Source organism: Streptomyces sp. NPDC015139 (assembly GCF_043079785.1).
Lineage (GTDB): Bacteria > Actinomycetota > Actinomycetes > Streptomycetales > Streptomycetaceae > Streptomyces > Streptomyces albidocamelliae.
Genome location: NZ_JBIBUW010000002.1, coordinates 53,614 through 75,323, shown reverse-complemented (window position 1 = coordinate 75,323; position 21,710 = coordinate 53,614). Strand labels below are relative to the sequence as shown.

General features: G+C 71.2%; 20 protein-coding genes. 16 read left to right on the top strand and 4 right to left on the bottom strand.

Going from position 1 to position 21,710, the window contains the following annotated elements:
• The first annotated feature begins 98 nt into the window (after window positions 1–98).
• From rsmA to ACF08B_RS04775, 6 genes are all read left to right on the top strand, one after another.
• On the top strand, window positions 99–968 hold the full coding sequence (gene rsmA, locus ACF08B_RS04800; protein WP_073888528.1) for a 16S rRNA (adenine(1518)-N(6)/adenine(1519)-N(6))-dimethyltransferase RsmA: 870 nt from the start codon (window positions 99–101) through the stop codon (window positions 966–968).
• Window positions 969–1,067: 99 nt separating this feature from the next.
• Window positions 1,068–1,961 carry a 4-(cytidine 5'-diphospho)-2-C-methyl-D-erythritol kinase gene (locus ACF08B_RS04795; RefSeq protein WP_392316092.1) on the top strand — a complete coding sequence of 298 codons (894 nt, stop codon included), beginning with the start codon at window positions 1,068–1,070 and terminating at the stop codon, window positions 1,959–1,961.
• 142 nt (window positions 1,962–2,103) lie between these two features.
• Window positions 2,104–3,912, top strand: a complete 1,809-nt coding sequence (locus ACF08B_RS04790; protein WP_392316091.1) for an ABC-F family ATP-binding cassette domain-containing protein — start codon at window positions 2,104–2,106, stop codon at window positions 3,910–3,912.
• Between the two features lie 234 nt (window positions 3,913–4,146).
• On the top strand, window positions 4,147–5,961 hold the full coding sequence (locus tag ACF08B_RS04785) for a PQQ-binding-like beta-propeller repeat protein (RefSeq protein WP_392316090.1): 1,815 nt from the start codon (window positions 4,147–4,149) through the stop codon (window positions 5,959–5,961).
• An 82-nt stretch (window positions 5,962–6,043) separates the two neighbouring features.
• Window positions 6,044–7,900, top strand: coding sequence for a PQQ-binding-like beta-propeller repeat protein (locus ACF08B_RS04780; protein ID WP_392316089.1), 1,857 nt, complete (start codon window positions 6,044–6,046; stop codon window positions 7,898–7,900).
• A 237-nt stretch (window positions 7,901–8,137) separates the two neighbouring features.
• Window positions 8,138–8,824, top strand: a complete 687-nt coding sequence (locus ACF08B_RS04775) for a LuxR C-terminal-related transcriptional regulator (RefSeq protein ID WP_073888536.1) — start codon at window positions 8,138–8,140, stop codon at window positions 8,822–8,824.
• Window positions 8,825–8,900: 76 nt separating this feature from the next.
• Here the strand turns inward: ACF08B_RS04775 and ACF08B_RS04770 are convergent, their stop codons facing one another.
• Both ACF08B_RS04770 and ACF08B_RS04765 read right to left on the bottom strand, forming a co-directional pair.
• On the bottom strand, window positions 8,901–9,245 hold the full coding sequence (locus tag ACF08B_RS04770; protein WP_392316088.1) for a hypothetical protein: 345 nt from the start codon (window positions 9,243–9,245) through the stop codon (window positions 8,901–8,903).
• Window positions 9,246–9,266: 21 nt separating this feature from the next.
• On the bottom strand, window positions 9,267–10,958 hold the full coding sequence (locus ACF08B_RS04765; protein ID WP_392316087.1) for a sodium:solute symporter family protein: 1,692 nt from the start codon (window positions 10,956–10,958) through the stop codon (window positions 9,267–9,269).
• Between the two features lie 209 nt (window positions 10,959–11,167).
• Here ACF08B_RS04765 and galT point away from each other — a divergent pair, with 209 nt between their 5' ends.
• The 7 genes from galT (at window position 11,168) to ACF08B_RS04730 (ending at window position 18,314) form a co-directional block, all read left to right on the top strand.
• Window positions 11,168–12,229 carry a galactose-1-phosphate uridylyltransferase gene (gene galT / locus ACF08B_RS04760; RefSeq protein ID WP_392316086.1) on the top strand — a complete coding sequence of 354 codons (1,062 nt, stop codon included), beginning with the start codon at window positions 11,168–11,170 and terminating at the stop codon, window positions 12,227–12,229.
• Entirely contained in the window at window positions 12,226–13,188 is a 963-nt protein-coding gene (gene galE / locus ACF08B_RS04755; protein WP_392316085.1) for a UDP-glucose 4-epimerase GalE, read from the top strand. The genes galT and galE overlap by 4 nt, the downstream gene beginning before the upstream one ends.
• Window positions 13,188–14,342 (top strand): galactokinase, encoded by a 1,155-nt coding sequence (gene galK, locus ACF08B_RS04750; protein ID WP_392316084.1) that lies wholly within the window; start codon window positions 13,188–13,190, stop codon window positions 14,340–14,342. The genes galE and galK overlap by 1 nt, the downstream gene beginning before the upstream one ends.
• Window positions 14,343–14,558: 216 nt before the next feature.
• A complete protein-coding gene (locus ACF08B_RS04745; RefSeq protein WP_352062805.1) occupies window positions 14,559–15,005 on the top strand; it encodes a hypothetical protein in 447 nt (148 codons plus the stop codon).
• Window positions 15,006–15,011: 6 nt separating this feature from the next.
• Window positions 15,012–17,192: a hypothetical protein gene (locus ACF08B_RS04740; RefSeq protein ID WP_392316083.1), complete on the top strand. Its 2,181-nt coding sequence runs from the start codon at window positions 15,012–15,014 to the stop codon at window positions 17,190–17,192.
• 61 nt (window positions 17,193–17,253) lie between these two features.
• Window positions 17,254–17,844: a hypothetical protein gene (locus tag ACF08B_RS04735; RefSeq protein ID WP_392316082.1), complete on the top strand. Its 591-nt coding sequence runs from the start codon at window positions 17,254–17,256 to the stop codon at window positions 17,842–17,844.
• Complete coding sequence (locus ACF08B_RS04730; protein ID WP_392316081.1) at window positions 17,844–18,314, top strand: hypothetical protein; 471 nt, start codon at window positions 17,844–17,846, stop codon at window positions 18,312–18,314. The genes ACF08B_RS04735 and ACF08B_RS04730 overlap by 1 nt, the downstream gene beginning before the upstream one ends.
• Before the next feature lie 7 nt (window positions 18,315–18,321).
• Here ACF08B_RS04730 and ACF08B_RS04725 read toward each other — a convergent pair whose 3' ends face one another.
• Window positions 18,322–18,777, bottom strand: a complete 456-nt coding sequence (locus ACF08B_RS04725; RefSeq protein ID WP_392316677.1) for a GNAT family N-acetyltransferase — start codon at window positions 18,775–18,777, stop codon at window positions 18,322–18,324.
• Between the two features lie 309 nt (window positions 18,778–19,086).
• On the opposite strand from ACF08B_RS04725, the gene ACF08B_RS04720 reads away from it, so the two are divergent.
• Window positions 19,087–19,854 (top strand): response regulator transcription factor, encoded by a 768-nt coding sequence (locus ACF08B_RS04720; RefSeq protein ID WP_093475506.1) that lies wholly within the window; start codon window positions 19,087–19,089, stop codon window positions 19,852–19,854.
• Here the strand turns inward: ACF08B_RS04720 and tamR are convergent.
• The gene (gene tamR, locus ACF08B_RS04715) at window positions 19,813–20,310 is read right to left on the bottom strand and encodes a MarR family transcriptional regulator TamR (RefSeq protein ID WP_073888558.1); all 498 of its coding nucleotides are present in this window, start codon (window positions 20,308–20,310) and stop codon (window positions 19,813–19,815) included. The two genes, ACF08B_RS04720 and tamR, sit on opposite strands and share 42 nt — an antisense overlap.
• 98 nt (window positions 20,311–20,408) lie before the next feature.
• On the opposite strand from tamR, the gene ACF08B_RS04710 reads away from it, so the two are divergent.
• A complete protein-coding gene (locus ACF08B_RS04710) occupies window positions 20,409–21,239 on the top strand; it encodes a trans-aconitate 2-methyltransferase (protein ID WP_392316676.1) in 831 nt (276 codons plus the stop codon).
• A gap of 2 nt (window positions 21,240–21,241) precedes the next feature.
• The gene (locus ACF08B_RS04705; protein ID WP_392316080.1) at window positions 21,242–21,601 is read left to right on the top strand and encodes a VOC family protein; all 360 of its coding nucleotides are present in this window, start codon (window positions 21,242–21,244) and stop codon (window positions 21,599–21,601) included.
• The last annotated feature ends 109 nt before the right edge of the window (window positions 21,602–21,710 follow it).

Genomic DNA, 21,710 nt, shown 5'->3' with positions numbered 1-21,710 from the left:
GGGGCGGCGGACGCCGATCCACGAGGTCCGGCCGCGTGGTTCCCCCTCGCACCGGACACCTGGCGATCCGGCCCACCGCGCCCCCGTACCCTTGTCCCGTGAGCAGCCCCACCCCCGACGCCCTCCTCGGTCCGGCCGACATCCGCGAACTCGCGGCAGCCCTCGGTGTCCGTCCCACCAAGCAGCGCGGCCAGAACTTCGTGATCGACGCCAACACGGTCCGGCGTATCGTCCGGACCGCCGAGGTCCGTCCCGACGACGTCGCGGTGGAGGTCGGCCCGGGGCTCGGCTCCCTCACCCTCGCGCTGCTGGAGGCCGCCGACCGGGTCACCGCCGTCGAGATCGACGACGTCCTCGCCGCCGCTCTGCCCGCGACCGTCGCGGCGCGCATGCCCGAGCGCGCCGACCGCTTCGCGCTGGTCCACTCCGACGCGATGCACGTCACCGAGCTGCCCGGCCCCGCGCCCACCGCCCTGGTGGCGAACCTGCCCTACAACGTCGCCGTGCCCGTGCTGCTGCACATGCTCGAGACCTTCCCCACCATCGAGCGGACCCTGGTGATGGTGCAGGCCGAGGTCGCCGACCGGCTCGCCGCCGCGCCGGGCTCCAAGGTGTACGGCGTGCCGTCGGTCAAGGCCAACTGGTACGCCGAGGTGAAGCGGGCCGGCGCCATCGGCCGCAACGTCTTCTGGCCCGCGCCCAACGTCGACAGCGGACTGGTCTCCCTCGTCCGCCGGACCGAGCCGATCAGGACGACGGCCTCCCGCAAGCAGGTCTTCGCGGTGATCGACGCGGCCTTCGCGCAGCGCCGCAAGACCCTGCGCGCGGCACTCGCCGGCTGGGCCGGATCCGCCGCCGCCGCGGAGGCCGCCCTGGTCGCGGCCGGGGTCTCACCGCAGGCGCGCGGGGAGTCCCTCACGGTCGAGGAGTTCGCCCGCATCGCCGAGAACGCCCAGCCCGCCGCCTAGCCGCAGGCCCCGGACGGCACCCGGCACCGGCGGAGCGGCCGGTGCCCGCCCCGCCGGGCCATGTCCACCACGCCCGCCCAGCAAGGAGCCCGGTCAGCAGTGAGCGTCACGGTCCGCGTCCCCGCCAAGGTCAACGTCCAGCTCGCGGTCGGCGCCGCCCGCCCCGACGGGTTCCACGACCTCGCCAACGTCTTCCTCGCCGTCGGCCTGTACGACGAGGTCACCGTCACCCCCGCCGACGAACTGCGCGTCACCTGCGAGGGCCCGGACGCCCACCAGGTCCCGCTGGACCGCACCAACCTCGCCGCGCGCGCCGCCGTCGAGCTCGCCGCCCGGCGGGGCATCGAACCGGCCGTGCACATCCACATCGCCAAGGACATCCCCGTCGCCGGCGGCATGGCGGGCGGCAGCGCGGACGGCGCGGGCGCGCTGCTCGCCTGCGACACGCTCTGGGGCACGGGCGCCTCCCGCGCGGAGCTCCTCGCGCTCTGCGCCGAACTGGGCAGCGACGTCCCGTTCAGCCTGGTCGGCGGGGCCGCCCTCGGTGTCGGGCGCGGCGAGCGGCTGACCGCGCTCGAACTCGGCGGCACCTTCCACTGGGTGTTCGCGATGGCCGGGCGCGGACTGTCCACGCCGGCGGTGTTCCGCGAGTTCGACCGGCTCGCCGAGGGCCGCGAGATCCCCGAGCCGGTCGCCTCCCCCGGCCTGATGGAGGCGCTCGCCAAGGGCGACCCGGACGCGCTGGCGTCGGCGGTCTCCAACGACCTCCAGCCGGCGGCCCTGTCCCTCTTCCCCGAACTGGCCGACACCCTGGCCGCCGGACGGGCCGCGGGCGCCCTGACCGCGCTCGTCTCCGGCTCCGGACCCACGACGGCCTTCCTCACACGCGACGCCGGCTCGGCGGAGAAGGTGGCCGAGGCGCTGCGCGCGTCCGGCACCTGCCGGTCGGTGCGGACGGCCGCGGGCCCGGTGGCCGGGGCGACCGTGATCTGAGGACCGCCGGAACGGCGCCCGCCGGGACCGGATCCGGGGAGCACCCCGCCCGCGCCGCCGCCCCCCCGCGCAGGCCCTACGCTAGAAGGCTGACCCCCGCGGCGGAGCCGCATGTCGATACCGCCCCGCGCACAGGAGTGAAATGGCCGTCAACCTGGTCAATGTCGAGAACGTCAGCAAGGTGTACGGCACCCGTGCCCTGCTCGACGGCGTCTCGCTCGGTGTGTCGGAAGGGGACCGGATCGGGGTCGTCGGCCGCAACGGCGACGGCAAGACCACCCTCATCCGGATGCTCGCCAAGCTGGAGGAGGCCGACACCGGACGGGTCACCCACTCCGGCGGGCTGCGCCTCGGCGTGCTCACCCAGCACGACTCCCTCGACCCGTCCGCCACCGTCCGCCACGAGGTCATCGGCGACATGGCCGACCACGAGTGGGCCGGCAACGCCAAGGTCCGGGACGTGCTGACCGGACTGTTCGGCGGCCTGGACCTGCCCGGCTTCCCCAAGGGCCTCGACACGGTCATCGGACCGCTCTCCGGTGGCGAGCGGCGCCGTATCGCGCTCGCCAAGCTGCTCATCGAGGAGCAGGACCTGGTCGTCCTCGACGAGCCCACCAACCACCTCGACGTCGAGGGCATCGCCTGGCTCGCCCGGCACCTGCAGACCCGGCGCTCGGCGCTCGTCTGCGTCACCCACGACCGGTGGTTCCTGGACCAGGTCTGCACCCGCATGTGGGACGTGCAGCGCGGCGACGTCTTCGAGTACGAGGGCGGCTACTCCGACTACGTCTTCGCCCGCGCCGAGCGCGAGCGCATCGCCGCCACGGAGGAGGCCAAGCGGCAGAACCTGGTCCGCAAGGAGCTGGCCTGGCTGCGGCGCGGCGCCCCCGCGCGTACCTCCAAGCCGCGGTTCCGCGTGGAAGCGGCCAACGAGCTGATCGCGGACGTGCCGCCGCCCCGGGACAGCGCCGAGCTGATGAAGTTCGCCTCCTCGCGGCTGGGCAGGACCGTCTTCGACCTGGAAGACGTCACCGTGCAGGCCGGCCCGAAGGTGCTGCTGCAGCACGTCACCTGGCAGCTCGGCCCCGGCGACCGGATCGGTCTCGTCGGCGTCAACGGCGCCGGCAAGACCTCCCTGCTGCGCGCCATGGCCGAAGCGGCCCGCACGGAGGGCGAGGCGCAGCCCGTGGGCGGGCGCGTCGCCGTCGGAAAGACCGTCAAGCTCGCCTACCTCTCCCAGGAGGTCGCCGAACTAGACCCCGCCCTGCGGGTCCTGGAGGCCGTGCAGCAGGTCCGCGAGCGCGTCGACCTCGGCAAGGGCCGCGAGATGACCGCCGGTCAGCTGTGCGAGACGTTCGGCTTCAGCAAGGAGAAGCAGTGGACGCCGGTCGGGGACCTCTCCGGCGGTGAGCGCCGCCGGCTCCAGCTGCTGCGCCTCCTCATGGACGAGCCCAACGTCCTCTTCCTCGACGAGCCCACCAACGACCTCGACATCGAGACCCTCACCCAGCTCGAGGACGTCCTCGACGGCTGGCCCGGCTCGATGATCGTGATCTCCCACGACCGGTTCTTCGTCGAGCGCACCACCGACCGGGTCTTCGCCCTCCTCGGCGACGGCGCGCTGCGGATGCTGCCGCGCGGTATCGACGAGTACCTGGAGCGGCGCCGGCGCATGGAGGAGGCGGTCGCCGCGCAGTCCCCGGCCGCGGCGCCCAAGCCGGCCGGCACCGAGAGGAGCGCGGCCGACCAGCGGGCGGCGAAGAAGGAACTCCAGAAGATCGAGCGCCAGTTGGACAAGGTCTCCGAGAAGGAGACCAGGCTGCACGCGCAGATCGCCGAGAACGCCACCGACTTCGGGAAGGTCGCCGAACTGGACGCCCAGCTGCGGGATCTCGCCGGGGAGCGCGAGGAACTGGAGCTGCGCTGGCTGGAACTCGCGGAGGACGCGTAAGCAGAGGTGGGGCGCGCGATGCTGGTGCGTGCGCCGCGTGAAGGGGGCGTGAAGGCGCGTAACGGCGGCATCACAGGCCGGTTCTCCCTTGGGAACAGCGGGCTGTCCAGGGCCGTGCGCTGTCGGTGCCGGGTGATAGAAAGGGCCGTCTGAGAACTTTCTGAGTACGACCTTGGGTCCATCGCGAACCTCAGGGCGTGGCTAAAAATCAGTGAACGAGGGGGAAGAGCGCTGATGACTCAGCCGCCCAACCAGCCGCCGCAGGACGGTTTCGGAGCGCCGCAGGGGAAGTCGCCGCAGGAGCAGCCGCCCCAGGGCGGCGGATTCGGGCCCCCGCAGACACCCCCGGCCCAGCCCGGCTTCGGCGCACCCGCCACGCCACCTCCGCCGCAGCAGCCGCCCGCGGGCCCCCCGCAGCCCCAGCCCGGCTACGGCTACCCGCAGCAGCCGGGCCCGTACGGCGCCCCGCCCGCACCGGGCACCCCGGGCCCGTACGGCGCACCCACCGCACCCGGCACCCCCGGCCCCTACGGTCACCCGCAGCAGCAGGCGGGCCCCTACGGCGCCGTGCCGCAGCCCGGGTACGGCTACCCGCAGCAGCCGCCGTACCCCGGCGCGCCCCAGGGCGGCGGGCCGGGATCCAGCAAGAAGCCGCTGCTGATCATCGGTGCCGCGGTGGCCGCGCTGCTCGTCGTCGGAGGCACCGTCTACGCGTTCAGCGGCGACGACGGCGGGAAGAAGCCCGTCGCCCAGCAGAGCGACGACCCCAAGCACTCCGCCTCGGCGGAGCCCACCCAGTCCGCCGACGGCCCCGGCGGAGACGACCCGGAGAACCTCAACGAAGGCCGCCGGGCGGGCGAGGCGAAGGTGCTCTGGTACAAGTCCGCGCCCGACGCCCCCGGTTCCGGGGCCGACGCACCCGGCATGTGGGTCACCGGCGACACCGCGGTGAAGGCGGCCTACAAGCAGGTCTTCGCCTTCGGCGCGGCCGACGGCAAGGCCGCCTGGGGTCCGATCGACTTCCCGCAGAAGATCTGCGCGGCCACCCCCCAGGCGGCCGGCGGCAAGGTCGTCGTGGCGTACATGAACGGCTCGGGCGACCGGGCCAAGTGCAACCAGCTCCAGCAGATCGACCTGGCGACGGGCAAGAAGGGCTGGAGCGGCGAGGTCGCCGACGGCGGCCTGTTCGACAGCTCGCTCTCCGTCGAACTGACCGTGAGCGGCAGGACGCTGATGGTCGGCCGCTCGCAGTCGGGCACGGCGTACGACATCACCAGCGGCAAGAAGCTGTACGACAAGAAGAAGTACGGCGCGGCCTGCTTCCCGACCGCGTTCGCGGGCGGCACCGGCCGGCTGGTCCAGGTGGCCTCCTGCGCGGCCGGCACCGACAAGGAGCACGACGAGATCCAGGAGCTGGATCCGGCCACCGGCAAGGTGCGGTGGACCCAGCCGGTCAAGAAGGGCTGGCGGGTCACCAGGACGTACTCCGTCGACCCGCTCGTGGTCTACCTGACCAACCAGGACAAGAAGGCGTGGAACATCTCCACCTTCACCAAGGACGGCAAGTTCCGCTCCGAGGTCAAGGTCAACGAGAAGTTCGCGCCCCGCTGCGGCTGGGCGATCCTCGAACGCGACCTCCAGGGCTGCCAGGGCGTCGCGGTCGACGCCGACACCCTGTACCTGCCCACGGACTCCCTCAGCAGCGCCAACGAGATCGTCGCGATCGGCCTCGCCGACGGCAAGGAGAAGTGGCGGACCAAGTCCCCGGCCGAGGAGCCGATGGCCCCGCTGAAGATCGACGGCGGCAAGCTCATCGCGTACGTGCAGCCGTCGTACGACGCGGGCGGCCAGGTGGTGTCGATCCCGGTCGCGGGCTCCTCCCACAAGCCCACCAGGCTGCTGCAGAATCCGCAGGGCGCGGCCGACGTCGAGGACACCTTCTACAACGGCGTCGTCGACTGGGTGGACGGGCGGTTCTTCATCTCCTCCGGCCGGCTGTCCGGAAGCGACCAGTCCAAGGAGAAGCTGATGATGGCCTTCGGCAACTGACCCCGGCGCACATCCCTTCGCACCCCGTCCCGAGTCCCCTCCGCCGTCCGGCCTTCAGCGTTTCACCGAGGTATCCGCTCCCATGACCCAGCCGCCCCCTCCGCCGCCCAACCAGCCCCCGCAGCAGCCCGGTTCGGGCTCCCCGCAGGACCAGCCGCCCGCGCCCCCGGCCGGGCCGCCGGCGACCCCGCCCGCGCAGCCGCAGCCTCCGCAGCCCGGTTACGGCTACCCGCAGGCCGCCCCGGCCCCGCAGCCTCCGCAGCCCCAGCCGGGCTACGGCTACCCCGGCGGGCAGCCGAACCCGTACGCCCAGCAGCCCCCGGCCTACGGTCAGCAGCCCCCGGCCTACGGTCAGCAGCCCCCCGCCTACGGCGCCCACCCGCAGAACCCCTACGCGCAGCCCACCCAGCCGATGCACCCGGCGCAGCCGGGGTACGGCTATCCGGGGCAGCCGTCGACCATGCCGATGCAGCAGCCGGGACAGGGCGGCGGCGGCCGGAACAACACCGCCCTGTACATCGTCGTCGCGGCGGTCGTCGCCATCGCGCTGATCGTCGGCGGCGGCATCTGGTACGCCAAGTCCTCCGGGGACGACGGCAAGAAGCACGACACCGCGTCCTCCGACGGCGACACCGGCGGCGGCGAGGACAAGGGCTCCGGGGGCACCACCGGCGGCGGCAAGGAGAAGGCGCCGTCCGACCCCTCGGCGAAGCCCCTCTTCAACGTCGCGATGCCCACGACCAAGGAGCTGACGAGCACCACCGGCTCCTGGCTGACCGAGAAGGTGTACGCCAAGAGCGGTGTGGCCGAGATCGTCGGCTACGACCCCGTCAAGGGCACCGAGAGCTGGACGATCAAGCTGCCCGGCCCGGTCTGCGCGACCACCGGTCACGTCAACTCGGAGAACCGGACGGCGATCGCCTTCCGGCCGAAGATGTCCCAGAAGGACGCCACCTCGGGATGCAGCCTGATCTCCGGGATCGACCTCGACACGGGCAAGCGGCTGTGGACGAAGTCGGTCAAGTCCGGTGACTACCCGGTGAGTTTCCAGAACCTGACGGTCTCCCAGCACACCGTCGCGGTCGGCAGCACCGGCGGCGGGGCCGCGTTCGACCTGGACTCCGGCAAGCTGCTGTGGCAGCCGAAGGCGGGCGACACCTGCTACGACGCCGGCTACGGCGGCGGCGCGAAGCTGGTGGCGGTGCGCAAGTGCGGCGACTACGGCAACCGGCAGCTGCACATCCAGAACATCGACCCCAAGACGGGGAAGGTGATCGCCGAGTACAAGATGCCCGCGGGCGTCGAGTACGCCGCCGTCGTCTCCACCGACCCGCTGGTGGTCGCCGCCGACGTCGGCGACAGCGCCGGTGACGGCAGCGGCATCTCGGACTACTTCTCCATCGACGCCAAGACCGGCAGCCTGCTCGCCCGGATCTCCGCGCCCGGCAAGACCTACAGCGGCCGCTGCGACGGGATCACCCGCGTCGAGGACTGCCACCAGATCGTCGCGGGCAACGGCCGGCTGTACCTGCCGACCGAGGAGCACGACGGCTCGGCCGCCTACAAGGACACCAACGAGATCGTCTCCTTCGACCTCGACACGGGCAAGCAGACCGGCCAGCGCGCCGAGGCCGGCGACGGCTGCACGCTCTCCCCGCTGCGCATGGACGGCGCCAACCTGATCGCCTACAAGCGGACGCCGTACGACCAGGGCGGCCAGGTCGTCAGCATCGACGGCGGCAGCTTCAAGGAGACCAAGCTGCTGCAGAACCCGGCCACCGGTATCGCGCAGGAGGCGGAGAGCAGCATGCTGCCGGACTACTCCGAGATCCTGTTCGGCGAGGGGCGGCTGTACATGTCCAAGGTCTTCACCGAGACGAAGAGCTCGGGCACGGGCAGCAAGCAGTACCTGGTCGTGGCGTTCGGCACGGACGGCTGACCGGCCGGCGGCGCCGGGATTCCCGCGTGCCGCTCCCGCCCGAAAGGGTGACTTACCGAGAAGTGCCCCGGATTTCATCGATCCGGGGCACTTCTCATCAGTAGGGGCAGCGCGACGTCGAACAAGCGTGTAGCTTCCGGGGGCAGAGAGGGGCGGGGTGCCGGGGGGCCCTCTGTCCTTGCGGACCCGTGGGCGTCCATAGTGGGGCATCCATGGGGGGGACTGGGGGGTTGCTCTATGGGAGTGCGGCTCATGGTCGTCGACGACCATCGCCTGCTCGCGGAGGCGCTGGCGTCCGCGCTCAAGCTGCGCGGGCACCGGGTGCTCGCCGCGGCGGCGCCGGCCGCGGGCGCCGCGGATCTGGTGATCGCGCGGGCGCCGGAGGTGTGCCTGCTGGGTACGGCGGCTCCGGCCGAGCCGGGCGTCTTCGACCCGGTGGTGAAGATCAAGCGGGAGCGGCCGCAGGTGGCGATGCTGGTGCTGGGACCGGTGCCGTCACCGCGGGGCATCGCGGCGGCCTTCGCGGCGGGCGCGTCGGGGTACGTACGGCACGACGAGCGGATCGAGGGGGTCGAGCGGGCCATCATGAAGGCCCGCGCGGGGGAGGCGGCGGTGGCTCCGCAGCTGCTCCAGGGGGCGTTCGGGGAGCTGCTCAACCCGGCCGCCCAGCCCGACGACGAGGCTCAGCGGCTGCTGGAGATGCTCACGCCGCGGGAGGTCGAGGTGCTGGTACGGGTGGCCGACGGCGAGGACACCCGGCTGATCGCGGCCGGGATGGGGATCGCGCCGAGCACCGCGCGTACGCATGTGCAGCGGGTGCTGATGAAGCTCGGGGTCGGGTCGCGGCTGGAGGCGGCGGCACTCGCCGCGCGGACGGGACTGCTGGACCGCGCCGGTTCCCTGCGGGAGTCCGGGCCGCAGTAGCCGCCCGGTGCACCGAGGGGGCGCGGGGAACCGCACGATCGGCTCCCGCGCGCCCCGGTCCGGGGCCGGCGGGCGGTTACCGCTTCCCCGCCGGCTCCTCGGGCAGGCCCTCCGGGGGAAGCGGCGGCGGAGTGGGCCGGAGCTTCAGCCAGGCCAGGAAGAAGACACCCAGCAGGAGCATGCCGATCCCGGTCCACAGGTTGATGTTGACGCCCTGGGCCTTGTCGATGGCGGACTGGGAGTCGGTGATGCCGGTGATCGTGACGATGACGCCGTAGACGACGAACAGTCCGCCGATGATGCGGCGCAGGTCGAACAGCCGGGCCGCGGTCTCGGACTTGCCCTCCAGCTCGGTGACTTCCCGCTGGACGTCGTCCTCGGAGTAGTGGAACCGCTCGGGGCGGTCGGGGTTCTCGGTCATGGTTTCCTCGGTCCTCCCGCGTCAGAACGAGAACGGGATGTAGCAGGCGGCGGCCAGCACGATCGCGCCCCAGCCCAGCAGGGCGGGCTTGCGGTACCAGGCGTCGTCGCCCTTGGCGGGCGGTTCGGACATGCCGGGGGAGCGGGTGCCGTAGACCAGGCCCTGCAGCTCGTTCGCCGGCTTCGGCTTCGTGAACAGGGAGACGGCGAACATCACGACCGCGCCGGCGACGAAGCCGGCGATGGCGGAGACGAAGTTGGCGCCCTGGTCGGTGGGGATGGAGATGATCCCCTTCTTGTAGAGGACGAAGTAGTTGACCATCGCGGTCACGGTGCCGGCGAGCAGGCCCCAGAAGCCGGACTTGGCGGACGCGCGCTTCCAGAACATGCCGACGATGAAGACGACGAACATCGGCACGTTGAAGAAGGAGAACAGCGTCTGCAGGTAGGACATGATGTTCGAGAACGACGAGGCGAGGAACGCGGTGCCGACGGAGGCGCAGACGCCGATCGCGGTGATCAGGCGGCCGAACCGCACGTAGTACCCGTCCTCGCGGCCCCGCACCACGTACTTCGCCCAGATGTCGGTGGTGAACACCGTGTTGAAGGACGACACGTTCGCCGCCATGCCCGCCATGAAGGCCGCCAGCAGACCGGTGACCGCGATGCCGAGCACGCCGTTGGGCAGCAGCTCCTGCATCAGGTAGGGGATGGCGTCGTTGTACTGGTAGCCGGAGCCGGTGGTGCCGAACTTCGGGACGATCGCGGCGGCGACCAGGCCGGGGATCATCACCAGGAAGACGATGAAGATCTTCGGGTAGGCGGCGATCAGCGGGGTGCGCTGCCCCGCGGAGAGGTTCTTCGCGGACAGGGCGCGCTGCACCTCGGCGAAGTTGGTGGTCCAGTAGCCGAAGGACAGCACGAAGCCGAGTCCGAGGACGATGGTCAGCCAGTTGGCGCCCAGCGGGTTGGCCGAGCCGATGCCGGTGCCGCCCCAGGCCGTGGTGAAGTCGGCGCCGTGGGTGGTGGTGAGCTTGTCCGTCAGACCGCCCCAGCCGCCGACCTTCTTCAGGCCGAGCACGGTGATCGGGATGAGGGCGGCCAGGATCACGAAGAACTGCAGCACCTCGTTGTAGATCGCCGAGGACAGGCCGCCCAGCGTGATGTACGCGAGCACGAAGGCACCGGCGACCACGATGGCGACCCACTGCGGCCAGCCGAGCAGGGCCTCGACGACGATCGCGAGGGCGTAGAGGTTGACGCCCGCGATCAGGATGGCGGCGAACGCGAACAGGATCGAACTGAGCAGGTGGGCGGCCCGGTCGAAGCGCAGCAGCAGGAACTCGGGGACCGAGCGGACCTTGCTGCCGTAGTAGAAGGGCATCATCACCAGGCCCAGGAAGACCATGGCGGGGATGGCGCCGATCCAGTACCAGTGCACGGTGTAGGCGCCGTACTGGGCGCTGTTCGCGGCCATGCCGAGGATCTCGGTGGCGGCCAGGTTCGCGGAGATGAAGGCCAGGCCGGTGATCCAGGCGGGCAGCGAGCGTCCGGAGAGGAAGAAGTCCAGGCTGGTCTTCACCGAGCGGCGGGCCGCGAAGCCGATGCCGAGGACGACGACGAAGTAGATCGCCAGGATCGTGTAGTCCAGCCAGTTCGTGGGGAGCCGTAGCTCCGCCGCCAGGACGGCGGGTGCTTCTGTGGGGGTTTGCATGAGTACTCGCTTCGTTGCGCGAACTGATCCAGAGCGGAACCTACGCCGACGTGTTCAGTATTTGAACACTTCCGGTGGTGTTCTTTGTTTGATTGTGATCGACCGAGGTGTTGTCGAGTTGTGGTTTGTTATGTTTGGTTGTGTTGAGTGAGTGGGCGCTGACCAGCCTCCACGGATGTCCCCGCGGGGTGTCGACCAAGGAGCCAGGCGTGAAGAAGACCTCGACCCGGCTTGCCGACGGTCGTGAGCTGATCTACTACGACCTTCGGGACGACACCGTGCGGGACGCCGAGGACCGGCGCCCGCTGGACCCCACCGTCACCACGTCCGAGGTCCGCCGTGACCCGCTGCTCGGCGACGCGGTCGCCGTCGCCTCCCACCGCCAGGGCCGCACCTACCACCCGCCCGCCGACGAGTGCCCCCTGTGCCCCACCCGGGGCGAGCGGCTGAGCGAGATCCCCGACTCCTCCTACGACGTCGTCGTCTTCGAGAACCGCTTCCCGTCGCTGGCCGGCGACTCCGGCCGCTGCGAGGTCGTCTGCTTCACCTCCGACCACGACGCCTCCTTCGCCGACCTCGGCCCGGAGCAGGCCCGACTGGTGCTGGAGGCGTGGACCGACCGCACGTCGGAGCTGTCGCATCTGCCCTCCGTCGAGCAGGTGTTCTGTTTCGAGAACCGCGGTGCCGAGATCGGTGTGACCCTGGGTCACCCGCACGGACAGATCTACGCCTACCCCTTCACCACCCCGCGCACCGCGCTGATGCTCCGCTCGCTCGCCGCCCACAGGGAGGCCACCGGCGGGGAGAACCTGTTCGACACGGTGCTGGAGCGCGAACTCGCCGGTGAGCGGGTCGTCCTTGCGGGTGAACACTGGGTGGCCTTCGTGCCGTACGCGGCGCACTGGCCGTACGAGGTCCACCTGTACCCGAGGCGCCGCGTGCCCGACTTGCCGGCGCTCGACGAGGCGGCGCGCACAGAATTCCCCCAGATCTATCTGGAACTCTTGAGGCGCTTCGACCGGATCTTCGGGGACGGAGAGCCTCCGACGCCCTACATCGCGGCCTGGCACCAGGCCCCGTTCGGCCCGCTGGAGGGGTTCGACGGTGTCACGCGCCACGACTTCGCGCTCCACCTCGAGCTTTTCACCATCCGCCGCACTTCCGGCAAGCTGAAGTTTCTCGCGGGTTCCGAGTCCGGCATGAGCGTGTTCATCAACGACGTGCCGCCGGAGCGCGCGGCCGAGCGACTGCGAGAGGTAGCGAGTTCATGAAGTACCTGGTGACGGGTGGCGCGGGATACGTCGGCAGTGTCGTGGCCCAGCATCTGCTGGAGGCCGGCCACGAGGTCACCGTCCTCGACAACCTCTCCACCGGCTTCCGCGAGGGCGTCCCGGCCGGCGCCGCGTTCGTCGAGGGCGACATCCGCGACGCCGCCAAGTGGCTCGACGCCTCCTACGAGGGCGTCCTGCACTTCGCCGCGTCCTCGCAGGTCGGCGAGTCGGTGGCGAAGCCCGAGAAGTACTGGGAGAACAACGTCGCCGGCTCCCTGGCGCTCCTCGGCGCCATGCGGGACGCGGGCGTGCGCACGCTGGTCTTCTCCTCCACGGCGGCCACCTACGGCGAGCCCGAGCAGGTCCCGATCACCGAGACCGCCCCCACCCGGCCGACCAACCCCTACGGCGCCACCAAGCTGGCCGTCGACCACATGATCACCAGCGAGGCGAACGCCCACGGCCTGGCCGCGGTGTCCCTGCGCTACTTCAACGTCGCCGGAGCCTACGGCGCCCACGGCGAGCGCCACGACCCCGAGTCGCACCTGATCCCGCTGGTCCTCCAGGTCGCCCAGGGCCGCCGCGACGCCATCTCGGTCTACGGTGACGACTACGCCACCCCCGACGGGACCTGCGTCCGCGACTACATCCACGTGGCGGACCTGGCCGAGGCCCACCTGCTCGCCCTGCGGGCCGCCCGGCCGGGCACGCACCTGATCTGCAACCTCGGCAACGGCAGCGGCTTCTCCGTCCGCCAGGTCATCGAGACCGTCCGCGAGGTCACCGGCCACCCGATCCCCGAGGTGGTCGCCCCGCGCCGCGGCGGCGACCCGGCGGTCCTGGTCGCCGCCGCGGACACCGCCCGCGAGAAGCTGGGCTGGCACCCGACCCGCGCGGACCTCGCCGGAATCGTCGCGGACGCGTGGGAGTTCGCGCAGAGCATCACAGAGGAGCACTAGTGGGGGCACAGCAGGTCGCCGAGCGCTTCACCGAGCTGTACGGGACGGCACCCGAAGGCGTGTGGGCGGCGCCGGGCCGGGTCAACCTGATCGGCGAGCACACCGACTACAACGACGGCTTCGTCATGCCGTTCGCACTGCCGCACCAGGCGGTCGCGGCCGTCTCCCGCCGGGACGACGGGCTGCTGCGCCTGCACTCGGCGGACGTCGCGGGAGGCGTGGCCGAACTGCGCCTGGACGGCCTCGCCCCCGGGTCCGACAGCGCGTGGACGGCCTACCCGGCCGGCGTGGTCTGGGCGCTGCGCGAGGCCGGCCACGAGGTGACCGGCGCGGACGTCCACCTGTCCTCGACGGTCCCCACCGGCGCCGGTCTGTCCTCGTCCGCCGCGCTGGAGGTCGTGATCGCCCTGGCGCTCGACGACCTGTACGGACTCGGTCTCCAGCGATGGCAGCTCGCCCGGCTGTGCCAGCGCGCGGAGAACGTCTACGTCGGCGCGCCGACCGGCATCATGGACCAGACGGCGTCCGCCTGCTGCACGTCGGGGCACGCCCTGTTCCTCGACACCCGGGACCTGTCCCAGCGGCAGATCCCCTTCGACCTGGCGGCCGACGGCCTGCGCCTGCTCGTCGTGGACACCCAGGTCAAGCACGCCCACAGCGGCGGCGAGTACGGCAAGCGCCGGGCCGGCTGCGAGAAGGGTGCGGCCCTGCTGGGCGTCGACGCCCTCCGGGACGTCCCGTACGACGGCCTGGAGGCGGCCCTCGCCCGGCTCGGCGACGAGGAGGAGGTGGTCCGTCTCGTCCGGCACATCGTCACCGAGAACCACCGCGTCGAACGCGTCGTCGACCTGCTGCGCGCCGGACGGATCCACGCGATCGGCCCCGTCCTCACCGAGGGACACGCCTCGCTGCGCGACGACTTCCGCATCTCCTGCCCGGAACTGGACCTGGTCGTCGACACCGCCCTCGCGGGCGGCGCGCTCGGCGCCCGGATGACCGGCGGCGGCTTCGGCGGCTCGGCGATCGTGCTGACGCAGGCGACGGACGTCGACACCCTCACCAAGTCGGTCGAGAAGGCCTTCGCCGCGGCCGGCTTCGCACCCCCGCGCGTCTTCGAGGCGACCCCGTCGGCGGGAGCCCACCGCCTGATCTGACACCCGCCCCGCACCGGCCCGCCGCACCCGACAGGAGCGCGGCGGGCCGGCCCGTTCCCCGACGTAACCCGCCTGGTTCCCGCCGAAGTCCCCTGCGCCCAAGGTCACTTACCGATGGCCCGGTAATGTACATGCCGCTCAGTGAGGCGCTGCGCTGCGTGCCTGTCCCGCCCGCCCGGGCCGGAACCGGACCGCAAGACACGGGGGAGACCACACATGGCGTGGGAGGAGTGGGAGCAGCTGAAGGCCCAGGCGGCCGATCGGCATTCCACACGGATGCAGCTCAATCAGTACCCGGCTGACCAGGGAGGTGGCAGCACTCAAGGGGACCTCGTCGTCGGCCACAAAGACCTGGAGCAGGTCGGTCAGGCAGCCCATGATCTCTTCGGCCACTTCACGACCTACAGCGGCCACGCGCGTGTGGCGTCCGAGGCGGCCGCGGGCGGGCTCAAGGGCGAGGGCTTCGCCCTGGGAGGGGCGCTGGAGCATGTGACGGAGCGCTGGAGCGAGCAGACGAAGAGTTTGCTGGACGCCTGCGCCCACATCTCCAACCACCTGCGGTACACAAAGAACCAGCACGCCGCCGACGACTCCTACATCGCCGGTGCGGTGAGCAGCATCGCGACGCTCGACAAGGGCTTCGACGACCGGAAGGGCCACTGAGCGCCGATGCACCTCGACACACTGCGCCACGGCAATTTCGCCAAACTCGGCGATGCGGTCACCGACTGGGAGCAGATGACGAAGAAGCTGGCCGAGCTGAAGGAGGACGCCGAGGGCAAGCTCAAGGCGAAGGCCGACGCCGCCAAGTGGAAGGGCGTCAACGCCACCGTCAGCCGCGAGTTCATCGATCGCACGGCCGCCGAGTTCGCCGACGCGCACACCCAGGCCGACTCCATCACCAAGATCCTCAGCGACACCCGGGGCGAGCTCATCGGCTACCGCACCCAGGTGAACGACGCGATCAAGCGGGCCAACGACCAGAATCTGACCGTGGTCGACAACCACGACGGCACGTTCTCCGTCATGGGCAACACCCGACCCGACTGGTCGTCGGACCGCAGCGGGAAGACCGGCGCGACCGACCAGAAGACCGTGGACGCCTTCGTCACGGAGATCCAGAGCATCCTGACCAAGGCGACACAGAGCGACGACACCGCCGCGGAAGCCCTCAGGCTCCTTGTCGACCAGGCCAAGTACGGTTTCTCCGACGCCTCCTACGCGAACCGGGACGAGGCCGCCGCAGCGGTCGCAGCAGCCGAGAAACTGGCCAAGATGGCCAAGAAGCCATCGGACATGTCCCTGGAAGACATCAAGGCCTTCAACCGCGAGATGGCGAAGTACCACGACGACCCGCTGTTCGCCGAGAAGTTCGCGAGGGGTCTGGGCGCCAAGGGGACGCTCCAGTTCTGGACCGAGATGACCTACGCCCACGCCGGCGCCAAGGGGCCGGAACTCGAGTCGATGAAGGACCTGCAGAACAACCTGAGCCTGACTCTGGCCACGGCCTCCTTCTCGGACTCGGATGCGATGCAGGGGTGGAAGAAGAACCTGCTCGACGAGACCACCACGAACTTCCGCGCGCCCAATTCCCCGAACCCGATCGGCGCCCTCGGCTACCAGGTCATGAGCAGCCTCATGCGCAACGGCCAGTACGACACCGAGTTCCTCGACGCCTATCGCAAGGACGTGTTCAAGGCGGACAGGGGTGCGGGAGAGTCGAACACCGACGACCGGTGGGTCAAGGGTTACAACGGCCTGGATCTCGTCTTCGGCGACGGCGACGGCCGGGACCCGCTGGAGGGACTCTTCGACGGCCTCTCCCACAACCCCGAGGCGGCGGAGCACGCCTTCGCATCCAAGGCGGACCTGGATCACATGCTCGGTACCACCAGGTTCACCGACCGGGGTGAGTCGTTGGGACGGGCTCTGCAAAGTGCGGTCACCGGAGTGGGTGTCGGTGACTTCACCTCGTCGGCTCCTCCTCACAGCACCGCTCAGGTGGCAATCATGGCCAACATCATGTCCGCCGTGGCACACCCAGAAGGAGGCGCGGACCTGGTGAGCAAGGGAATGGGTGACAGCTTCGGCAACATGGCGGCTTCCTACATGCCGGAAATCAGCAGGTCACTCGCAAGCTCCAATGCCGTCGTGTTCCTTACGAACAGCGACAAGCCGGAAGGGCTGGAGACGGCGGACGTCACGCGATTCCTGTCGGCGGTGTCTGCGGATCCCGCAGGCCGAGCAGGAATCATCGTCGGCGAAGGTGTGTACACCAGTGGTCTTCTGGACGCACACCTCTCGGACCCATCGCTCTTCGACGGCTCCCGTCAGCAGGTGCTGGACGACATCGGCCGGAACGCGGGGACGATCGAGGGGATCGTCGCCCACTCGGTCGCAGACGAGAAGGTGCAAGCCGTCGTCGCGGGAGAGAAGGACTACAACGACGCACTTGAAAAGAAGGGTGATTTCGTCAAGACCTGGCTCGGGACCGGTGTCGGGTACGGATCCGTGTCGCTCTTCCCCGAGAGTCCCGCCGGTGCGGCCACCGGTGCTGCCGTCGGCGGTTTCGCAGGCGGGGTCATCGGATTGGCCGTGGACCGTCTGATGGAGGGCCAGGAAATGGACGGTGCCCGCGACGGCGCCCTCTATGCCAGCGCCAAGGACCTGTACGCGACCCGGGACTCGGTGAACCAGCAGACGCAATCCTCCGTCGCGGACGCCTTGGAGCAGCATCATGTGGATCTCCCCAAGGACGGCACCAACGACACTGTCCGTCGTGCGGTCAACGAAGGCTGGGACGACGCAAGTGAGTTCTTGAGCAACACGAAGGAGCGTCCGCGTGGATGATCGGACCGGTAGCGGAAAACGCGGGCCCAGGGAGTACAGCGCGAAGAAATTCATTGCCTGCGTGGTGGGTCTTCTTCTCGTCGGCACAGGCACCTGGTTCGCCCTCACGACGGGGCTCGAGCGGCTGCCGTCCAAAGTGTGCGACGGTGCTGTCGAGCGCGACCTGGTGATCCGGACGCTCCCGCGTACGCGGACGGCGGAGGAAGGGGCCGAGCGTCGGCGCGAAGGTGCCGACCTGCGCTTCTCCTGCCACGTGTACACGAGTGCGGATTCCATCCTCTCGGGTGTGGCGCGGGTGGACGACGCCTCCCCGCAGACCTGGTTCAGCCACTACGCCGGCTCCTCCGACCGCCGTACGGTCCGGGTGTCCTCCGGTGGGATCGAAGCCCTGGCAGAGATACACGGTGACCGCGCCAGCTCCTCCGTCTATGTCCCCTGCACCCCCCGCGGCGTCCGGGCGGGCGACGCCGACCAGTCCTACGCCGTCGTCGCCGAGGCATATGTGGTCGGAAAGGCCAGGATCTCCGGCACGGAACTGGGCCAGGCCCTGACCGACTTCGCCTACCGGCTCACCGAGCGCGCCTACAAGCTGGCCGAGTGCGACAAACCCCGTGACTTCCCCGACGAACTGCCCAGGTACGAGGACCGCTGATGGACGACGGCGAGATCCGGGCCCGGTTCGACGGGCGGGGGGTGGTCGAGCTCCGTGGCGGGGTGTCGCTGAAGGAACGGGCCGAGAGGGTCGCGTACGTGCTCGGCTACGAGCTGGTCTCCACCGAGCAGACCCGTGGCCCCGGCCCCGTGCTGGGTCTTCCGCGGCCTCCGGCCACCGTAGGGCTCGTCTTCCGGCGCGACGACGACCCCCGGGCCCGGCGCCGGGCCGAGCGGACCGTCGAGCGGCTGCGGGCCGGCGGGCCCCTGCTCGCGGACGACGAGGCGCTGCTGCCCCCGCCGCCTCCGCCCGCCCCGGCACCGCCCTTCGTCCCCCGGCCGCCGGCGCCCCGTCCGCGCCGGTCGATGGAGCCGCAGCCACCGCCGCCGGTGGGACCGTCCGGGAGGAGGATCCCGCCGCGGCCGCCCTACCCGCCCCCGCCCCCCGCGCCGCCCGCTCCGCAGGGGTGAGCCACCGTCAGGTCAGGCGCTTCGTGAGGATGTACTCCGTGATGCCCGGCGGGTAGTCGGGGATCGTGCCCACCACCTCGTAGCCCTGCTTGCGGTAGAACTCCGGGGCCTGGAAGCTCCAGGTCTCCAGGCGGGCCGCCGTGCACGTGCGCTCGGTGCGGGCGATGCGCTCGGCCTCGGCGAGGAGACGGGAGCCGAGGCCCGTGCCGCGGTGGCGGTCGTCCACCCACAGGTAGGTGACGTGCAGCCAGGTCGTCCAGGTGTGGCCGACCAGCCCGCCCGCCAGTTCCCCGGAGTCGTCCAGCGCCCACACATGGAGCGGGACCTCGCGTTCGCCGGGCGTGCCGCGCAGCGCCGCCAGCACCGGGGACGCCGCCGTGTTGGTGTCCCACAACCGCGAGCGGAGCAGATCACGTCGTCCTTTGTCGACTTCCGCCTCAATACGAAACATGCGGCACACCATAAACGCGTCGGACGGCCAGTTCTGCAAATCCGCTTCCGCTGTCCGCCCGCATCCGTACTCTGAGGAACAGCACCGGTGGGGGCCGGTGCTGATCAGGGGGCGAGACAGGCGGGTACGACGCCCGCGGTGGGGGTAGCAGTTTCCGCGACGGCGGCGGCCGTGCGGTGGGCGTCCTTCCGCTGGGTGTCGTACCCGTGCGAGTCGTCGTTTCCCGAGCCTTTGCCGGCCCTTTCGGACCGGCCGATCGCCGGGCCCTGTCCGGACCTTGGGTATCCCCTGCTCCACGCGGAGCCTGGGGAAGGGGGTTTCGTGGTTCGTATCCGAGTCCTGGTCGTGGACGACCATCGCATCTTCGCGGAGTCGCTCGCCGCCGCACTGGCCGCCGAGCCCGACGTCGACGTCTCCGCCGCCGGCAGCGGTCCGGCCGCGCTGCGCTGCCTGGAACGCGCGGCCGGCGAGGGACGCCGCTTCGACGTGCTCCTGGTCGACGCCGACCTCGGCGGCAACCTGCCCGGCGCCCGCCCGGCCGTGCCCGTGCAGGACGGCGACGAGGAAGGCCTGGTCGACGGCATCTCGCTGGTCGCCGGCGTCCGCTCGGCCCAGCCCGCCGTACGGCTCGTCGTCCTCGCCGAGAAGGACGACCCGCGCCGCGCCGCCCTCGCCCTGCAGGCGGGCGCCTCCGGCTGGGTCGCCAAGGACTGCTCGCTGTCCCGGCTGCTGACGGTGATCCGCGGCGTGCTGCGCGACGAGACCCATCTGCCGCCCGCACTGCTCACCGGCGTGCTCAGGGAACTGACGGCCGCGCGCAAGCACCGCACCGAGAGCGAACGCCTGGTGCAGTCCCTGACCCCGCGCGAGCGGGAGGTGCTGCGCTGCATGGTCGCCGGGCTCGGCCGCAAGGCGGTCGCCGAGCGGCTGTTCCTCTCCCCGCACACCGTGCGCACCCACATGCAGAACGTCCTCGGCAAGCTGGGCGTCCACTCCACCCTCGCCGCCGTGGCGCTCGCCCGGCGGGCCGGGGTCGGCCCGGCGGACCTAGCCGGGGATGTTGTCGAACGGGGCGGTCAACTGGCGTAGCAGGCCCGCCAGTTCACCGCGCTGGGCGCGGGACAGCTCGGCGAGGATCGCCCGCTCCTGGTCCAGCAGGCCTGCCAGCGCCTGGTCCGCGCGGTCCCGGCCGGTCTCGGTCAGCCGGACCAGCACACCGCGCCGGTCGCTCGGGTCCGGCAGCCGCTCCACGAGGCCCTTCTTCGCCAGCCGGTCGATCCGGTTGGTCATCGTGCCCGACGTGACCAGGGTCTGCGTCAGCAGCTGCCCGGGGGAGAGCTGGTACGGCGTGCCCGCGCGCCGCAGCGCGGTCAGTACGTCGAACTCCCAGGGCTCCAGCTGGTGCTCGGCGAAGGCGAGCCGGCGCGCGCGGTCCAGATGCCGGGCGAGTCGGCTCACCCGGCTGAGTACTTCCAGCGGCTCCACGTCGAGGTCCGGACGCTCCCGGCGCCACGCTGCGACCAGCCGATCGACCTCGTCCTCCATGGAGATCAGTGTAGTGGTTGTGTCGACATGAAGTCTCTTGAAGTCGAGTCTCTTGACATCGAGATAAAACGCCGGGGACAGTGGAAGACATGACGAACATGACGCATCCCACCTGGGACCCCGCCCAGTACCTCCGGCACGCCGGACACCGGGCCCGTCCCTTCGCCGACCTCCTCGCCGCCGTCCCCGCCCTCCCGGCGGAACGGGAACCGTCCGCGGGCCCACCGCGCATCGCCGACCTCGGCTGCGGCCCCGGCAACGTCACCGTCCGGCTCACCGAACGCTGGCCCACCGCCCACGTCACCGGCTACGACAACTCGCCCGACATGCTCGACCGCGCCCACACCGAGCACGAGGGCCCCACGGCCGGCGGCGGCCGCCTCGACTTCGCCCACGCCGACGCCCGCACCTGGACGCCCCCGGAGCAGTACGACCTGATCGTCTCCAACGCGGTGCTCCAGTGGGTGCCCGGCCACGCCGACCGGTTCGCCGACTGGGTCGCCGCCCTTCGCCCCGGCGGCACCTTCGCCTTCCAGGTCCCCGACAACATCGACGCCCCGTTGCACGCCCTGATGCGCGAGCTCGCCGCCACCCCCCGCTGGAAGGCCCGCCTCGCCGAGGTCCTGCGCCACACCGACTCCGTCCACACCCCCGGCACCTACCTCGACCGCCTGGCCCGCCTGGGCTGCGCGACCGACGTGTGGCAGACGACGTACTTCCACGTCCTGGCGGGCGAGGACCCCGTCCTCGACTGGGTCAAGGGCACCGGCCTGCGGCCCGCCCTGACCGCCCTGGCCGACGACCCCGAGGCACGCGACGCGTTCGTCACCGAGTACCGGGACCTGCTCCGCGCGGCGTACCCGAGCGCCCCCTACGGCACCGTCCTGCCGTTCCGCCGGCTGTTCGCCGTGGCCGTCAAGGGAGCCTGAGCATGCTCGCCGCCGTCGACCACGTCCAGCTCGCGGCACCGCCCGGCTCGGAGGACCTGCTGCGGGCGTACTACGGGGACGTCCTCGGCATGACGGAGATCCCCAAACCGCCGGTGCTCGCGGCGCGCGGCGGCTGCTGGTTCCGGGCCGGCGCCGTGGAGCTGCACCTGGGCGTCGAGGACGGCTTCCGGCCCGCGACGAAGGCGCACCCCGGGCTGCGGGTCACGGACATCGAGGCGTACGCGGACCGGCTCACGGCTTGCGGCGCCCCGGTGAGCTGGGACGACAACCTCCCCGGGCACCGGCGGTTCTTCTCGCGGGACCCCGTCGGCAACCGACTGGAATTCCTCCAGCCCCGCTGACCTGTGGCCCGGCCGGCTCGCGACCCAGCGGACTCGTGGGCCGGTCGGCGCACAGCCTCGATGGCTCGCGGCCCAGCGGACTCGCCGCCCGGCCGGCGCGCGGCCCCGC

Coding starts and splice junctions, on each gene's coding strand:
- ACF08B_RS04790 (WP_392316091.1), top strand. CDS start 2,104: ATGGCCGTCAACCTGGTCAATGTCGAGAACGTCAGCAAGGTGTACGGC.
- ACF08B_RS04785 (WP_392316090.1), top strand. CDS start 4,147: ATGACTCAGCCGCCCAACCAGCCGCCGCAGGACGGTTTCGGAGCGCCG.
- ACF08B_RS04780 (WP_392316089.1), top strand. CDS start 6,044: ATGACCCAGCCGCCCCCTCCGCCGCCCAACCAGCCCCCGCAGCAGCCC.
- ACF08B_RS04775 (WP_073888536.1), top strand. CDS start 8,138: ATGGGAGTGCGGCTCATGGTCGTCGACGACCATCGCCTGCTCGCGGAG.
- ACF08B_RS04770 (WP_392316088.1), bottom strand. CDS start 9,245: ATGACCGAGAACCCCGACCGCCCCGAGCGGTTCCACTACTCCGAGGAC.
- ACF08B_RS04765 (WP_392316087.1), bottom strand. CDS start 10,958: ATGCAAACCCCCACAGAAGCACCCGCCGTCCTGGCGGCGGAGCTACGG.
- galE (WP_392316085.1), top strand. CDS start 12,226: ATGAAGTACCTGGTGACGGGTGGCGCGGGATACGTCGGCAGTGTCGTG.
- ACF08B_RS04745 (WP_352062805.1), top strand. CDS start 14,559: ATGGCGTGGGAGGAGTGGGAGCAGCTGAAGGCCCAGGCGGCCGATCGG.
- ACF08B_RS04740 (WP_392316083.1), top strand. CDS start 15,012: ATGCACCTCGACACACTGCGCCACGGCAATTTCGCCAAACTCGGCGAT.
- ACF08B_RS04730 (WP_392316081.1), top strand. CDS start 17,844: ATGGACGACGGCGAGATCCGGGCCCGGTTCGACGGGCGGGGGGTGGTC.
- ACF08B_RS04725 (WP_392316677.1), bottom strand. CDS start 18,777: ATGGTGTGCCGCATGTTTCGTATTGAGGCGGAAGTCGACAAAGGACGA.
- tamR (WP_073888558.1), bottom strand. CDS start 20,310: ATGGAGGACGAGGTCGATCGGCTGGTCGCAGCGTGGCGCCGGGAGCGT.
- ACF08B_RS04710 (WP_392316676.1), top strand. CDS start 20,409: ATGACGCATCCCACCTGGGACCCCGCCCAGTACCTCCGGCACGCCGGA.
- ACF08B_RS04705 (WP_392316080.1), top strand. CDS start 21,242: ATGCTCGCCGCCGTCGACCACGTCCAGCTCGCGGCACCGCCCGGCTCG.